20 protein-coding genes and 1 pseudogene are annotated in these 15,344 nt (G+C 53.5%); 20 read left to right on the top strand and 1 reads right to left on the bottom strand.

Annotation, left to right across the window (positions count from 1 at the left end; translation table 11 throughout):
• A pseudogene (locus tag RDL66_RS06625) lies at positions 1 to 247 on the bottom strand (hypothetical protein); the annotation flags it as partial.
• 213 nt (positions 248 to 460) lie between these two features.
• Here RDL66_RS06625 and RDL66_RS06620 point away from each other — a divergent pair.
• From RDL66_RS06620 to rbsD, 20 genes are all read left to right on the top strand, one after another.
• Entirely contained in the window at positions 461 to 730 is a 270-nt protein-coding gene (locus RDL66_RS06620) for a hypothetical protein (protein ID WP_308536033.1), read from the top strand.
• 332 nt (positions 731 to 1,062) lie between these two features.
• Positions 1,063 to 1,947: a hypothetical protein gene (locus tag RDL66_RS06615; RefSeq protein WP_308536032.1), complete on the top strand. Its 885-nt coding sequence runs from the start codon at positions 1,063 to 1,065 to the stop codon at positions 1,945 to 1,947.
• A 206-nt stretch (positions 1,948 to 2,153) separates the two neighbouring features.
• Positions 2,154 to 2,462 (top strand): 30S ribosomal protein S10, encoded by a 309-nt coding sequence (gene rpsJ, locus RDL66_RS06610; protein ID WP_004008351.1) that lies wholly within the window; start codon positions 2,154 to 2,156, stop codon positions 2,460 to 2,462.
• 11 nt (positions 2,463 to 2,473) lie between these two features.
• Positions 2,474 to 3,130: a 50S ribosomal protein L3 gene (rplC, locus tag RDL66_RS06605; protein WP_308536030.1), complete on the top strand. Its 657-nt coding sequence runs from the start codon at positions 2,474 to 2,476 to the stop codon at positions 3,128 to 3,130.
• A gap of 2 nt (positions 3,131 to 3,132) precedes the next feature.
• Positions 3,133 to 3,777, top strand: a complete 645-nt coding sequence (gene rplD / locus RDL66_RS06600) for a 50S ribosomal protein L4 (protein WP_308536028.1) — start codon at positions 3,133 to 3,135, stop codon at positions 3,775 to 3,777.
• Positions 3,774 to 4,076 carry a 50S ribosomal protein L23 gene (gene rplW / locus RDL66_RS06595; protein WP_282922102.1) on the top strand — a complete coding sequence of 101 codons (303 nt, stop codon included), beginning with the start codon at positions 3,774 to 3,776 and terminating at the stop codon, positions 4,074 to 4,076. Before rplD ends, rplW begins: the two co-directional genes overlap by 4 nt.
• A gap of 12 nt (positions 4,077 to 4,088) precedes the next feature.
• The gene (gene rplB, locus RDL66_RS06590; RefSeq protein ID WP_297722180.1) at positions 4,089 to 4,925 is read left to right on the top strand and encodes a 50S ribosomal protein L2; all 837 of its coding nucleotides are present in this window, start codon (positions 4,089 to 4,091) and stop codon (positions 4,923 to 4,925) included.
• 15 nt (positions 4,926 to 4,940) lie between these two features.
• Positions 4,941 to 5,219, top strand: coding sequence for a 30S ribosomal protein S19 (gene rpsS, locus RDL66_RS06585; RefSeq protein WP_282922100.1), 279 nt, complete (start codon positions 4,941 to 4,943; stop codon positions 5,217 to 5,219).
• A gap of 20 nt (positions 5,220 to 5,239) precedes the next feature.
• Positions 5,240 to 5,998 (top strand): 50S ribosomal protein L22, encoded by a 759-nt coding sequence (gene rplV / locus RDL66_RS06580; protein ID WP_308536025.1) that lies wholly within the window; start codon positions 5,240 to 5,242, stop codon positions 5,996 to 5,998.
• Between the two features lie 3 nt (positions 5,999 to 6,001).
• Positions 6,002 to 6,823 carry a 30S ribosomal protein S3 gene (gene rpsC / locus RDL66_RS06575; RefSeq protein ID WP_308536023.1) on the top strand — a complete coding sequence of 274 codons (822 nt, stop codon included), beginning with the start codon at positions 6,002 to 6,004 and terminating at the stop codon, positions 6,821 to 6,823.
• A gap of 3 nt (positions 6,824 to 6,826) precedes the next feature.
• Positions 6,827 to 7,243, top strand: a complete 417-nt coding sequence (gene rplP, locus RDL66_RS06570) for a 50S ribosomal protein L16 (protein ID WP_282922097.1) — start codon at positions 6,827 to 6,829, stop codon at positions 7,241 to 7,243.
• Positions 7,240 to 7,482, top strand: coding sequence for a 50S ribosomal protein L29 (gene rpmC / locus RDL66_RS06565; protein WP_004008342.1), 243 nt, complete (start codon positions 7,240 to 7,242; stop codon positions 7,480 to 7,482). The genes rplP and rpmC overlap by 4 nt, the downstream gene beginning before the upstream one ends.
• 3 nt (positions 7,483 to 7,485) lie before the next feature.
• Complete coding sequence (gene rpsQ / locus RDL66_RS06560; RefSeq protein ID WP_004008341.1) at positions 7,486 to 7,770, top strand: 30S ribosomal protein S17; 285 nt, start codon at positions 7,486 to 7,488, stop codon at positions 7,768 to 7,770.
• Between the two features lie 176 nt (positions 7,771 to 7,946).
• The gene (locus RDL66_RS06555) at positions 7,947 to 9,092 is read left to right on the top strand and encodes an aminotransferase class I/II-fold pyridoxal phosphate-dependent enzyme (RefSeq protein WP_308536019.1); all 1,146 of its coding nucleotides are present in this window, start codon (positions 7,947 to 7,949) and stop codon (positions 9,090 to 9,092) included.
• A 231-nt stretch (positions 9,093 to 9,323) separates the two neighbouring features.
• A complete protein-coding gene (locus tag RDL66_RS06550) occupies positions 9,324 to 10,310 on the top strand; it encodes a LacI family DNA-binding transcriptional regulator (RefSeq protein WP_308536018.1) in 987 nt (328 codons plus the stop codon).
• 12 nt (positions 10,311 to 10,322) lie between these two features.
• On the top strand, positions 10,323 to 11,819 hold the full coding sequence (locus RDL66_RS06545) for a sugar ABC transporter ATP-binding protein (protein ID WP_308536017.1): 1,497 nt from the start codon (positions 10,323 to 10,325) through the stop codon (positions 11,817 to 11,819).
• Positions 11,820 to 11,833: 14 nt separating this feature from the next.
• The gene (locus RDL66_RS06540) at positions 11,834 to 12,826 is read left to right on the top strand and encodes an ABC transporter permease (protein WP_308536015.1); all 993 of its coding nucleotides are present in this window, start codon (positions 11,834 to 11,836) and stop codon (positions 12,824 to 12,826) included.
• Positions 12,827 to 12,948: 122 nt separating this feature from the next.
• Positions 12,949 to 13,923, top strand: a complete 975-nt coding sequence (locus tag RDL66_RS06535) for a D-ribose ABC transporter substrate-binding protein (RefSeq protein ID WP_308536014.1) — start codon at positions 12,949 to 12,951, stop codon at positions 13,921 to 13,923.
• On the top strand, positions 13,920 to 14,846 hold the full coding sequence (locus RDL66_RS06530) for a ribokinase (RefSeq protein ID WP_308536013.1): 927 nt from the start codon (positions 13,920 to 13,922) through the stop codon (positions 14,844 to 14,846). Before RDL66_RS06535 ends, RDL66_RS06530 begins: the two co-directional genes overlap by 4 nt.
• Entirely contained in the window at positions 14,843 to 15,232 is a 390-nt protein-coding gene (gene rbsD, locus RDL66_RS06525) for a D-ribose pyranase (RefSeq protein ID WP_308536012.1), read from the top strand. Before RDL66_RS06530 ends, rbsD begins: the two co-directional genes overlap by 4 nt.
• Positions 15,233 to 15,344: the final 112 nt, after the last annotated feature.

The following is a 15,344-nucleotide window of genomic DNA, read 5'->3' as shown; positions in this document are numbered from 1 at the left end:
GTGTTCTCTTCGCCACCGTGGAATACTTTGTGGCCCTGGCCTTACGGTAATCAATCCTGACCACGCCAGGATTCCCAGTGACATCACTGGTCAGATACCTCCTCGCGGTAGCTCTGGACAATCCCGTAGACTCACAAAAACTATCTAACACCATGCCTTTTTCCTTTTTCGAAGCCCCGCGATACGCCCGGCGTAACCGCTTCGTGACCTCAACACGCGCACCCATAGAAACCACTCCATCATTCATACCAACAATATATTTTCGCGCTCAAACTATGTGAGGCACCACACCGCCCTCGCGCTCAAAATACATAAGGTACGCCGATACATAGAGTCAACGATGGTATTTAGGTACACGTGGTGTCACTAAGAAGGTACACCAAATGCAGTACGAACATGGTACGTATTGGACTAAAATGGCGTAGCGGTTCCGACCGTATCTGCTTGAAAGAGGTAGAGAATGTTCAAGAAAATTGTATTCTTAACTGTATTTAGTATCTGTATGCTACAGGCTGGGAACGTTGCAGTTGCCTACGGCGGTGTGGGTGCAAATAAAAATACTGTAGATGTTCAAATGCTAAGTAATGAACTGCGTTTAGCTCTTGTAGAAAATCGTCCAGTAAGTTCTATGTCAAAGCAAGAACAACTGGAATTAGCTGAATTGCTTCCTGCGAACGGGGATGCTATAAGTTTTCAATCGGATGCGTATGGACAATTGCGTTCGACTTAGGGAATATGCACGGCTTCAACTCAAAACATACACCTACGCATATCTATGCAAAAAAATTACATTGGAAACAAGCCAGAGACGCATTGCGATAATGTTGCAAAGTATATTCAAATGGACACTGTTATATTTCGTAAAGAATGGTATGGATGGGGGAACCCAACAGCCTATAGCGGTTACAGACTTAATGTGAAGGATTTTACTAATAAAGGAATCGCTCGGAAGTGTGTTGATCAGACTAAACACGATTGGAGGGCAATCAATAGTCATTATATTGTTGATAAATTTGGATGTAAGCATACGTTGTATAGCTCCACAACGGTGGAAGGTCTTAAGTGCAGCTGAACAGTCAATCTTGCGAAACGAAGTCTGACGCGACATGCCTGACGCTTTCTCTGCTGTGGGTGCTGTTTTCAGAAATCGAAATGGTGGGGTATCTAGCGGACGACGATTTTTATCAACGTTTCGCCGAGGCAGACAGTTCTTTACTTGAGTATATTTCTCGGTCATTGACCAAGATAGAAACGATCTCTGATGATCGAGGTATTTTTTTCCTCCAAGATTTTCTTGATTTATACCCCTGGGGGGGATGGAAAAAGATTTATAAACTTCCTTTGTCTCCTCAGCCATTTTCAGCTCTCAATAGGGAAATATTTTCTCGGCTAGGCAAGCGCGTGCAACGTTTACTTACCGGGGAGCATGAGCAGCCAGAAATTGCCTACAATGTGGAAGCTGTTGATGATGACGGTTTTGATACTGCAGATTCCGGCTGGTGGAGTTTTGACGCAAAGCCTCCGTATCGGGTAACTCTGCCAGGGAAGTACGACGTAAATTCGCAGCTCTGGCTGCCTATACTGACTGATGAATACCTAATTGTCACTCCGGGATGGGAGAGAGCGAATACGGCACGCGATAAAAGTAACTCTATTAAACTATTGGAAATTAATTCTTATAGTGATTGGGTTTTGTTGTGCAAACATTTTCCTTTCGTAAAATCAGCACCGTTCCCCTTGAATGATATTAATGGTGCGCCCCAGAGATGGATTACTGCTGACTTAGATTCGGCGCGTAATACGTATGATGCTATCAAATTGTCGATTAGAGGTTATTTTGACGCTGCCTACCGATTGCAAGACCAAATCGATGGAATTCCTTGCTTACTGATGGGCTGGAATCCGGGTGCCACGATTTGGCTGCGTCCGTCAGTTTCCGAGGCTTGAGAATTTGCTACGGGAGAACCAATAAGTGTAAGCTAGTTCCTCGGCGCATCTTGAGGCGGGTTCACGCCTCCCAGTGCGCACTTGCCTGGCAAAAGTCAGGTGGAATGGAAATCCAACGGTGCGAGATTTCGCTTGTGTTGCGTTTACAAATGCGACACACCCGAAAGCGTGTACCGGTGAAGAACCAGTTAGAGAGAGGTTAGCCCATGGCGGGACAAAAAATCCGCATTCGGCTGAAGTCTTATGACCATGAGGTCATTGACTCCTCGGCGAAGAAAATCGTCGAGACGGTAACCAGTGCTGGCGCTACCGTAGTCGGACCTGTGCCCCTGCCGACCGAAAAGAACGTTTACGTCGTGATTCGGTCGCCGCACAAGTATAAGGACAGCCGGGAGCAATTTGAAGTTCGCACCCACAAGCGTCTGATTGACATTATTGACCCCACGCCTTCCGCAGTTGATTCGCTGATGCGTCTCGAACTGCCGGCAGACGTGAATATTGAGATTAAGCTGTAAGGAGGACCACGATGACTAACGACACCATGGCCTCTGCAAAGGCATTACTGGGGCGCAAGCTCGGCATGACCCAGGTCTGGGATGAAGACGGCAAGTTGATTCCCGTGACGGTGGTCCAGGTCGAAAAGAACGTCGTCACCCAGATTCGTACTAATGAAACTGACGGCTACGACGCTGTCCAGCTGGGCTTCGGCAAGATGGACGAGCGCAAGGTCACCAAGCCGATGGCGGGTCACTTCGCCAAGGCCGGGGTTGAGCCGCGCCGTCACCTCGCGGAAATTCGCACCAACGACGCCAGCTCCTACGAGCTCGGTCAGGAACTGGGCGCGGATGTTTTTGACGCGGGAGTCCTAGTTGACGTTTCCGGAAACACCAAAGGCAAAGGCTTTGCCGGGGTGATGAAGCGTCACGGTTTCCAGGGCGTGTCCTCTTCTCACGGTGCACACCGCAACCACCGCAAGCCCGGCTCTATCGGCGCTTGCGCCACCCCGGGCCGCGTGTTCAAAGGCTTGAATATGGCCGGCCGCATGGGCGGTAACCGTCGCACCATCATGAACTTGAAGGTTCAGGCTGTGGACGCGGAAAAGGGTCTGGTCGTTTTGACCGGCGCGATTCCCGGCCCCAAAGGCGGCATCGTCATGATCCGCTCTGCTGTGAAGGGAGCCTAACAATGACTGAAAACCGCAGCGTAGACATTTTTGATGGCGTCGGCAAGAAAACCGGCACCGTAGAGCTGCCCGGAGAGGTTTTCGACCTCGACTTTAACAATCCCTTGGTACACCAGGTCGTAAACGCCCAGTTGGCGGCGGCTCGTCAGGGGACCCACTCCACCAAGACTCGTGGTGAAGTCGCCGGCGGCGGCAAGAAGCCGTGGCGTCAAAAGGGCACTGGCCGGGCTCGTCAGGGTTCGATTCGCGCCCCGCAGTTCGCTGGCGGCGGTACCGTACACGGTCCGCAGCCTCGTGACTACTCCCAGAACACCCCGAAAAAGATGAAAGCAGCCGCTTTGCGCCAGGCCTTGTCTGATCGGGCTCGCGCTGGGCGTATCCACGTGTTGAGCGACTTCGGCGTCAAGGAAGCCCCGTCCACCAAGGCCGCGAAGGCAGCTTTGCAGGGTGTTGTCGATGATCGTCGCGCCCTGATTGTGTTGACCCCGGAAGTTGATGACGTCGTGGCGTTGAGCGTGAACAACCTCAGCGAGCACCACGCTCTGTACGTCGGTGAGCTGAACACCTACGATGTGTTGGCTAACGACGATGTGGTGTTCTCGGCTACGGCGTTGGACTCCTTCCTTGGGAAAGGAGAAAACAAGTGAGCCTGGAAAAGACTAAGAACCCGCACGACGTGATTATTAAACCCGTCGTCAGTGAAAAAGCCTACAACTTGATTGACCACGGTCAGTACACCTTCGTGGTGGCTCCCGACGCGAACAAGGTCGAAATCAAGTCGGCTATCGAAGAAATCTTTAAGGTAAAGGTTGCTTCCGTCAACACCCAGAACCGTGAGGGCAAGCGCGTGCGCACCCGTACCGGCTGGGGCAAGCGTAACGACACCAAGCGCGCCATCGTCACCCTCAAAGAGGGCTCGATTGACGTCTTTGGGATGCAGGCCTAAGGGGGATAACTCATGGGAATTCGTAAGTACAAGCCAACAACTCCGGGCCGTCGTGGTTCTTCCGTGGCGGATTTCGCGGAAATCACGCGTGACCACCCGGAAAAGTCCCTGGTTCGTCCGCTGCACAAGACCGGTGGGCGCAACAACAAAGGTCGGATTACCTCTCGTCGTCGCGGTGGTGGCCATAAGCGCCAGTACCGCTTGATTGACTTCCGTCGTCACGACAAGGATGGTATTCCCGCCAAGGTGGCTCATATTGAATATGATCCGAACCGTTCGGCGCGCATCGCTTTGCTGCACTACGCCGATGGCGAGAAGCGCTACATCTTGGCTCCGTCCAAGCTGAAGCAGGGCGACTCCATCGAACAGGGTCCCACCGCGGACATCAAGCCCGGCAACAACTTGCCGCTGAAGAACATTCCGTTGGGTACCACGATTCACGCGGTAGAGATGCGTCCGGGCGGCGGGGCCAAGATTGCCCGCTCCGCTGGGGTTTCTGTCCAGCTGGTCGCCAAAGAGGGGCGTTATGCCCAGCTGCGGATGCCGTCTGGCGAAATCCGTAACGTGGATGCTCGTTGCCGCGCCACCATTGGCGAAGTCGGCAACTCCGATCATTCCAACATCGACTTGGGCAAGGCCGGTCGCTCCCGTTGGTTGGGACGCCGTCCGAAGGTCCGTGGTGTGGTTATGAACCCGGTTGACCACCCGCACGGTGGTGGCGAAGGCCGTACTTCCGGTGGCCGTCACCCGGTGAGCCCCTGGGGCAAGCCCGAGGGTCGTACTCGTAGCAAGAAGAAGGCGTCGAATCAGTACATTGTCCGTCGCCGTAAGACTGGCAAGAATCGCTGATAGGGGAGTTTGTTTATGCCACGCAGTTTGAAGAAAGGCCCCTTTGTTGATGCTCACCTGCAAAAGAAGGTGGACGCGCAAAACGAGGCCAACACAAAGAACGTCATTAAGACCTGGTCGCGCCGTTCGATGATTACCCCGGATTTCCTGGGTCACACCATCGCGGTGCACGACGGTCGCAAGCACGTGCCGGTGTTTATCACCGAATCCATGGTCGGTCACAAGCTGGGCGAATTCGCTCCGACTCGTACTTTCCGTGGTCACGACAAGGAAGACAAGAAAGGTCGCCGCTAAAAGCGGGGGAGGGATAGAACATGAAAGCTACTGCTCATACCCGCTATGTGCGCGTGACGCCGCAAAAGGCTCGCCGCATCATGAATGAGGTGCGCGGAATGGAAGCGAACAAGGCGCTTGACGTGCTGAAGTTTGCTCCGCAAAAGCCGGCCTTGCCGATTCGCAAGACTTTGGTTTCCGCCCTGGCTAACGCCGAACAGGCGGCTCGCAACGCCGGTACGTCTTTTGATTCCGATGAGATGTACATCGTTGAGGCTTACGTCAATGACGGACCCACGATGAAGCGTTTCCGGGCTCGGGCACAAGGGCGTGGGGCGCGTATCTTGAAGCGTACTTCTCACCTGACCATTGTGGTGGGGGACGCGGAAGACAAGAAGGAACTTGCTGCTCCGTACTTGCCGTCTCAGCGCCGTCCGGAAGCTGATCGGATTTCGGCTTCCGCCGCAAAGAAGGCTGCTGCGGCCGCTGTCACTAAGAAGGCAGCTAAGCCGGTAGAGGCTCAGGAAGAGTCGGCTCCGAAGTCCACGACTGCGGCCAAGAAGGCTCCTGCCAAGAAGCCGGCCGCAACGAAGTCCGCGACGAGCAAGACCACGGCCACCAAGTCCACGGCTGCGAAGTCCTCGACCACTAAGTCGACCACGACTAAGTCCGCAGGAACCAAGGCTACGACCGCGAAGTCCACGACTGCGAAGTCGAGCGCGGCCAAGAAGTCCACAGCTACGAAGAGCACGGCGGCAAAAAAGCCTGCCGCGAAAAGCACTGAGAAGGGAGCGGAGTAAATAATGGGTCAGAAAGTACATCCCACTGGTTTCCGTCTGGGCATAACCGCGGAACACCGTTCCCGTTGGTTTGCTGACTCTACGAAGTCCGGCCAGCGTTACCGCGACTTCGTGAAGGAAGACGTCGAGATTCGTCGTCTCATGCAGGACAAGCTGGAACGTGCCGGTATTTCCAAGGTCGAAATCGAACGGACTCGCGATCGTGTGTCTGTTGACCTGTACACGGCTCGTCCCGGTATCGTCATCGGACGCCGCGGCGCGGAAGCGGATCGTTTGCGCGCCCAGCTGGAGAAGCTGACCGGCAAGCAGGTGCAGTTGAACATCCGCGAGGTTAAGAACCCCGATTTGGATGCGCAGCTGGTCGCTCAGTCCATTGCTGAACAGCTCAGCGCCCGCGTGTCTTTCCGTCGCGCCATGCGTAAAGGAATGCAGTCCGCACAGCGTGCGGGTGCCAAAGGTATCCGTGTGCAGTGCTCCGGTCGTTTGGGCGGTGCTGAAATGTCCCGCTCTGAGTTCTACCGGGAAGGCCGCGTGCCGTTGCACACCTTGCGTGCCAACATCGACTACGGCTTCTACGAAGCGCGGACCACTTTTGGTCGTATCGGTGTAAAGGTCTGGATTTACAAGGGTGACATGACCGAACGGGATTGGAACCGGATGCAGGCTGAACAGGCCGGCCGCACGGGTCGCCGCAACGACCGTCACGCGGGGACCCGCCGTCCTCGTGCCGACCGTCCTGCTGACAACGCGGCCAACGAAAACGTAAACGAACCCCCCGAAGCCGCGACCGTCGCCGCCGGGGCAACCACAGAAACGGAGGCATAAGCAATGCTGATTCCTCGTCGTACTAAGTGGCGTCGCCAGCACCGTCCGGGCCGGCGTGGCTACGCTAAGGGCGGCACCGAAATCGCTTTCGGCGATTACGGTATCCAAGCCCTGGAGGGCGCTTACCTGACTAACCGTCAGATTGAAGCGGCTCGTATTGCCGTGACTCGTCACGTCAAGCGTGGTGGCAAGATCTGGATTAACATCTTCCCGGATCGTCCGCTGACCAAGAAGCCCGCGGAAACTCGTATGGGTTCTGGTAAAGGTTCCCCCGAATGGTGGGTGGCTCCGGTCAAGCCTGGCCGTGTGCTGTTCGAAATCGCTGGTGTCAGCGAAGAACTGGCCCGCGAAGCGCTGTCTCGCGCCCAGCACAAACTGCCCATCAAGACCCGTTTTATTTCCCGAGAGGGTGGTGAATGAACATGATAGGTTCCAAAGGACTGGCTCCTAACGATTTGGATGCCATGGACAACGAGCAGCTCGCGATGAAGCTGAAGGACGCGAAGCAGGAGCTTTTCAACCTGCGTTTCGCCCAAGCTACCGGTCAGCTCGAAGACCACGGCCGCATTAAGGCGGTTCGCCGCGATGTCGCCCGTATCTACACCATTTACCGTGAGCGGGAACTCGGCATTCGTACCGAGCCCAGCGTTAAGGAGTAATCAATGGCAGACGAAACAATGACTACCGAAACGACCGAACGCAATCACCGTAAGGTGCGCCGCGGCTACGTGGTGTCCGATCGCATGGAAAAAACCATCGTGGTTCAGCTCGAAGACCGCGTGAAGCACCCGCTTTACGGAAAGGTCATGCGCAAAACCAAGAAGGTTACGGTTCATGATGAGCAAAACCTCGCCGGTATCGGCGACTTGGTCGTCATCATGGAAACGCGCCCGCTGTCCAAGACTAAGCACTGGCGCCTGGTGGAGATTGCCGAAAAGGCCAAGTAATTCTCCACAACTAAAACTCGGTTGAGGTCTCTTAGACCTTTCAATCTGGATATAGGACGCGGCCCGGATACATTATGTGTCTGGGCTGCGTCCTTATTTCAGCGCCGCTGGGGCCGACTGTTGAAAGTGCGGCGCTTGACCTCATTTTGGCGCTCATTTCCCCCTAGAATATAGGGGTGATTGCGTTACCGTCTTTGTCTGACTTGAAAAAATCTCGATCCCTGAAGTGGAGTATCCACCCCGGAGCCCTGGGTATGTGGGTCGCGGAAATGGACTTTGGGATTGCTCCAGCCGTGAGGGATGCCCTGCAGTCCGCCCTCGATGACGCCATCACCGGCTACCCTCCCGTAGGTCTATCCCAGCAGGTTGGCCAGGCAATGCGAGAATTTTATGCGGCTGAATTCGGCTGGCAAATCGAGCCTGATGCGGTTGGCGTGGCCTCCGATGTACTGTCGGTGCTGCAGTCTGTGATGAGTATTCTTCCTCCGCAGGCTCCGGTGGTGGTGCCGACACCTGCCTATATGCCATTTTTGACGATGCCCCAAGACCAGGGACACGAAGTCGTGCAGGTCGTGTCCAACTATGATGCGCAAACTGGCCAGTATCAGCTGAACTTGGAGGGGATCTCGCAGGTTTTCCGCTCGGCGCAGGCTGGGGGACTGCTGGTGCTGTGCAATCCTTGGAACCCCGTGGGCAAGTGCGTGAGCCCCGCTGAGATGGCTGGATTGTGCGCTATTTTGGCTGATTACCCAGACGTCTTAGTGTTCTCGGATGAGATTCACTCCCCGCTAGTCTTGGACGGACAGCTCCACCCCTTCGCTCAATTTTCAGAGCTGGCAGCTTCCCGGACCGTGACTGCGTCAGCTGCCTCAAAAGGGTGGAACATCCCTGGTTTGCACTGTGCACAGTGGATCATTCCCGACGAATCGCTGCGGCAACGTTTGCGCACCCCGCTGCAAGTTTTTGCCTCCGGGGCGACCCCATGGGGGATGCTGGCATCCATCAGTGCTTTTCGCGATAGCCGCGAATGGTTGGGGGAAGTCAAAGCGCAGATTGTCGAAAATCGGGAAACTGTTCATGGCTGGTTGGCCAATCACGGTGAGCACTTCCGGGTGTTCCTGCCCGAGGCGACCTATTTGTCATGGTGGGAAACTGATGGAATCCTCGGAGCTTGCCCCGCCCAGACCCTGCGGGATTGCGGCCTAATCGTCAACGATGGCGCGGACTTGGGCAAGGGCTTTGAAAACTCTTTCCGTTTGAACCTGGCGACCACTCCCGAAGTGCTGCACGCGGCTTTGCGGGTTATAGAAGCGGGTATATAGGTTTGCCAAACGGATTGCTGATGCCCATTCTTGGTCAACAGGAGATTTAGAGGGTATTACCGAAGCGTTCTTCCTGGTCTAACCCCAGAATTTTCCCTGCCAAACTTCTCTGAACAGGGAGTTTCTTCAGGAAAAATTTTCCTATTGGTTTTTCTTGACACAGCTCTCTATGTGTGGCAACATTGTGTAAACGATTACATGTAATCGTTTACACAATGGAGTGGAGAGTCAATGCGCGCTAACGTGACCATTAAAGACGTAGCCGAGGAATCCGGGGTTTCGGTGGCTACCGTTTCGCGCGTACTTTCGGGAAAATCGGCTTCTGAAAAGGCTAAAAGGCAAGTTTACGCGGCGATTAAAAAGCTCCACTACACTCCGAATGGACTGGCTCGTTCGCTGCGTTCCAAACAAAATCGGGTCGTGGCAGTTCTTGTTTCAGACGTACGTAACCCGTACTTTGGTCTCCTTGCCCACGGACTGCAAACTAGCCTGGCAGAAGCAGGATATGCCATGATTATCGGCAACGCCTCAGAGAACTTTGAGCAACAGGAGCAATTCCTATATCAAGCTTTGGAACATCGAGTTGACGGGATGATTCTTGTTATTCAAAGCCGCCATTCCTCAGCTCTAAAACAGGTGCAACGAGCGGGAGTTCCTGTTGTGTTCGTTGATCGCACGATGGAAGGTTACGAGGTACCTACAGTAGATTCAGATGCGTACCCAGGAATTCGCGATGCGCTGATTCACCTGCAGGGATTGGGACACAAACGCATTGGGATGGTGTTGGGTCCAGAACATACTTCAACTGCGCAACAGCGTCTTCGGGTCTTCCTAGAGATTGGTGCTGAACTGGGGCTGGAAACCGTGGTGAATCCGAAATCAGACGGTGAACAGCACTCAGTTGCGTTGATGCAAGAGCTGTTGGAAGCCAATGTCAGCGCGGCCATCATCGCTTACACGCCGCGACTGTGGCCGATTCTCAGCTACCTCGGCAAACAGGGAATCCACGTGCCACAGGAGTTATCGATTATCGGTTATGACGACCTGCCAATTATGGAACACCTCAATCCACCGTTGACCACGATTAACCAGGATATTGAAGAAATGAGTTCTCTGGCTGTTCAGGAGTTGCAAAAACTAATTGCAGGGGAAGAAGCGCAAAGCCTTCACTTGCCAACTTCCCTCATACTTCGCAAATCCACAGCGCGGGCAAAGTAAGGAGCAGCGCAGATGACAACGTTGGAACTAAAGCATATCTATAAATCTTTTGGACCAGTAGAGGTGTTAAAAGACATTTCTCTGCGCGTAGAACCAGGGAAAGTGCATGTCTTGCTGGGAGAAAACGGTGCTGGTAAATCCACCCTCATCAAAATTATTGCCGGAATATACAGTGCAGATAAGGGTGAACTATTCCTGGATGGGAAACCGGTGACAATAGCTAACGTTAAGGACGCGGAGTCATACGGAATTTCGGTAATTCACCAAGAACTCAACCTCGTCCCCAAGATGAGCGTGGCAGAGAACCTTTTGCTGGGCAGACTCCCAACCAAGGCCGGAGTGTTAGATAAACGTGAACTTTATCGCCGGGCACAAGAGGCTTTGGATTTGGTAGGCATGAAACTCAATCTCAAACAGCCCGTGGGCGAATTGGGGATTGCAGGTCAGCAGTTGGTCGAAATCGCCAAGGCTCTATCCGTAAAGTCCAAAATACTGATACTTGATGAGCCCACAGCTGCTTTGACGACAAAAGAGATAAAGGTCTTATTTGAGCTGATGCGCTCACTAAAGGCACAAGGGGTGGGGATGATTTTCATCTCTCACCACCTGAACGAACTAGCAGAAATCGGGGACACTGTTTCGGTGCTACGGGATGGAAACCTCGTGGCGCAGGTAGACGCGAAGACTCCGGAACCTGAGCTGGTGCGTCTCATGGTGGGACGATCTATTGATGAACAGTTCCCCTCCCGCCAGGTTAAAGCCGGAAAGATAATGCTGGAGGTGAAAAACCTAAGTTCAGCAGGGAATTTCTCTGATGTTAGTTTCAATGTTCGTGCTGGAGAGGTATTGGGAATCGCCGGCTTGGTTGGTGCAGGAAGAACCGAGGTCTTGAGAGCCATCGCGGGAGCCGACACATTTGACTCTGGAGTGATTCAAATTCAGGGAAAGGAAGTTCCAAACTCCCAGATTGCTAAAAAGATTTCTTTGGGTCTGGGCATGGTTCCGGAAGACCGCAAAGCTCAGGGCTTGGTTTTGGGTGCAACGGCTGGCGAAAACCTCGGCTATGCAAAACTCATGCCCAGCGCTCGTTTCGGGATAGCCCAACGAAGAATGTTGCGTAAACAAGCTGAAGGAGTGTCCCAGCGGATGCGAGTCCGTATGGAAAGCATTGATCAGAAAGTCAAAGAGCTTTCGGGAGGAAACCAACAAAAGCTAGTGTTTGGACGGTGGGTGTTGGCCGGATCGAAGGTGTTACTTCTCGATGAGCCGACTCGCGGGGTCGACGTAGGCGCAAAAGTCGAAATCTATGAACTTATCAATCAAATCGTGTCCGATGGTGGCGCGGTGGTGATGGTTTCCAGTGAATTGCCTGAGGTACTAGGTATGTCAGACCGGATTCTGGTGATGTCGGAAGGTCGAGTTGCCGGGGAACTTCCGGGTAGAGGAACCACTCAAGACGAAATCATGACACTGGCGGTTTCCAATGTCGCAGAGTTGTCACAAATTTAGAAAAGAAGGCCAATATGCAAACAGTAACGAAACCAAGCGCTCAGCGTGAATTGAAGCCGTCTAACGGGCTGGTCAATGTCAAAACCTTCCTTGCCAACAATGGAGCTCTGGTCGGTTTGGTAATCTTGGCTATCGTTTTGAGCCTAGCGTCACCGGTGTTCCTTTCGGTGAACAACTTCACCCAAATTGGTGTGCAAACAGCGGTCACCGCAATTCTTGCGTTTGGAATGACTTTCGTCATCGTGGCAGCTGGCATTGACCTGTCCGTTGGCTCCATGCTGGCCCTGTCAGCCATGGTGGGTGCTTACGCCTTTACCGTTATGGGTATCCCCAGCTGGCTAGCTTTGCTAGTTGGATTGCTGGCTGGAATCATGTGCGGGGCAGTAAACGGAATTAGCAATGCGTATTTTCGTTTGCCGTCTTTCATTGCTACCCTGGCGATGCTCTCCATCGCTCGTGGGCTCACCCTGGTGATTTCCCAAGGAAAACCGATTCCCACCTCACCTGCGGTAAACATGTTAGGGGGGAGTATAGGTCCGATTCCTGTCCCGATTATCGTATTTGCTCTCTCGGGTGTTGTGGCGGCTGTAATCCTCAACCGAACCGCAATGGGGCGTGCCATGTATGCCGTCGGTGGCAATATCGAGGCAGCTAGGCTTTCGGGTATCCCCGTGAAAAAGGTGCAGGTGACCGTGTTTGCGTTGTGCGGACTATATGCGGGTGTGGCTGGAATGGTTATGGCTGGTCGACTCAATTCCGCTGGCGCACAAGCCGGTGTGGGATACGAGCTCGATGCGATTGCGGCGGTCGTGATTGGGGGTGCATCTCTGGCCGGCGGTTCAGGTAAAGTTTCCGGAACTCTGGTTGGGGCTCTTCTGCTGGCGGTAATTCGTAACGGACTCAACATCATGAATGTTCCTTCCTTCTGGCAACAGGTGGTTATAGGTCTGGTCATCGCCGTCGCAGTGGGTATTGATGCCCTGAAGAACAAGGAATCTGCACACTAAACCATAAGGAGCGGGCTTGCCCTGGAAAAAGGGAACCATTCCTTGTGGGTTCAAAAATTGCAATAAATAAACAACATGTTTCGAGGGACCCCCCGGAACACAACACCCAGAAAGGTAAACACATGATGAAAAAATTTCACAAGTTATTTGCATCTGGAGCGATTCTGTCTCTAGGGATTCTAGGACTGAGCGCTTGCGGCGGCACCGATGCCGCCAATGATGGAGCCTCCTCAGGGGAGAACGGCAATGCCTCAGGTGGGAAAAACCTCGTATTGTTAGTTTCCACTCTGAGCAATCCCTTCTTTGTGGATCTGAGCGACGGTGCCAAGGCCGAAGCGGAATCAAAGGGGTACACACTGGAGATTTCTGATGCTCAGGATGACTCGGCCACCCAGGCTAACCAGGCTCAGAACGCCATCAGTAAGGGCGTGAGTGCGGTAATTATTAACCCGGTGGATTCCGACGCGGCGGGACCTTCTGTTGAAGCGCTGAATGGTGCAAAGATTCCCGTTATTGCAGTTGATCGCGGTGTCACTACCGGCAAGCTGGATTCTTTTGTGTCCTCAGATAACGTCCTTGGCGGCAAACTTGCTGCGGAGCAGATTGCCAAGGCCATCGGCGAGAAAGGAGACGTCATTGTGCTCCAAGGGGTGCCAGGTGCCTCCGCGACTCGTGACCGTGGTCAAGGCTTCGAGGAAGGCATCAAGGCCTTCCCGAATATCAAGGTAGTTGCTTCCCAAACCGCTAACTTTGACCGTGCTGAGGGATTGGACGTGGCATCAAATCTGCTGCAGGCTAATCCTAATGTGAAGGCTATATTTGCACATAACGATGAGATGGCACTGGGTGCTTTGAAAGCGTTAGCGGAAAAGGCGGGTAAAGACGTATTCGTCTTTGGCTTTGATGGCACGAATGATGGCTTGCAGGCTGTGCAGGATGGAACCATGCTTGGAACGATCGCTCAGCAACCCAAAGAACTCGGTAAAATTGCCGTAGATCAAGCTATTAAGTTCTTGGAAACCGGCAAGGCTGATGCCAATGTTCCGGTGGAAGTTAAGACTGTCACCAAAGACAACGTTGCGGAGTACATCAAGTGACAATAGCTGTTTTCGGGTCTCTGAATGCTGACCTGAATTTGACAGTGGCTCGCCATCCCCAGCCGGGAGAGACCCTTTTGGGTGGGGGTGGCGGAGTCAGTGCCGGAGGTAAGGGAGCGAACCAAGCTCTAGCTGCCGCCCTGACCGGGCACCACGTGATGATGGTAGGACAGGCTGGTAATGATTCCAATGCACAGGTTGTGGTGGAATCTCTGCAAAGAGCGGGTGTGGACTTGAGCTTTGTGCGTCAAGTTGACATTCCCACCGGTCTGGCGGTTGTAACCGTCGAACAGCAAGGTGAAAACTTCATTATTGTGGTTCCCGGGGCCAACGGTGCCATGAATAGCGGTGGAATCGAGTGGATTAATCCGGCATTGCACCAGGCTGACGTTCTGGTGATGCAGGCAGAAATTCCGCAAGACTGCATTCTGGAGGCTGCAAAACGATTTGTGGATTCCGGCAAGCGGGTTGTGTTGAATCTCGCACCGGCGATAGCTGTTAACCCGTGGTTGCTTTTGCACAGTAATCCTTTGGTAGTAAACGAGTACGAGTCACGTTTGGCGGCGTGCTGCTTGGGATTGAATCTCAGTAATGCTGAGGATGCTGACGTCGCGAAAGCATTGCTGGAAGTCGGAGTGCCCTCCGTGGTTTTGACTCTCGGTTCGCAAGGATCGCTGTTGGGGGAACACACTTCGGAAGTTAATGTTAGCGTTTCTCATCTAGATGCCATCCCTGTTCAAGCTGTGGACGCGGTAGGAGCGGGTGACGCGTTTACCGGAGTGCTCGCAGCTAAATTAGCTGAGGGTCAGTCCCTCCACGACAGTGCATTAGCGGCAACGCGATTTGCTTCCGAAACGGTAAAATATCCTGGTGCGCAATCCTCGTATTGGCAGGCTGTCGCAGCTTTGAAAGGAAACAGATGAAGAAACAGGGCATTTTGAATCGCAGTCTTCTGGCTCAGATTGCGTGTTTAGGCCACACAGACACCTTCGTGTTGGCGGACTGTGGCCTGCCGATTCCTCGGCATATTCCTGTAGTGGATTTGAGCGTGGTGTTCGGTTTGCCTCGTTTCCAACCGGTGCTTCAGGCTCTGTTGTCAGAAGTTGAAATAGAAGCGTGCTGTTATGCTTCTGAGGCTATCGGCACCGAGGTGGAATCTTGGTTTGCGGAGATTCCTGGGACTCATGACACAATTTCCCATGAAGAGCTCAAGCGCCAGGTAGCGCAAGCAGCTTTTGTAGTCAGAACTGGGGAGGATACTCCGTGGGCGAATGTGATTTTGCGTTGCGGTGTGCCTTTCGGAAAATGAGCAATAAATAGATGTTTGCCCGGGCTTACAGCCCGGGCAAACATCTATTTTATGTTCTGTCGCCCCGTGAAGAATCCAATGTCTTTTCAACACAGACAAGACTTCGTAGGGG

It is taken from the genome of uncultured Mobiluncus sp. (assembly GCF_902488535.1).
Classification (GTDB): Bacteria; Actinomycetota; Actinomycetes; order Actinomycetales; family Actinomycetaceae; genus Mobiluncus.
Note: the sequence above shows the minus strand (reverse complement) of the source record. Positions and strands in the feature narration are given on the sequence as shown.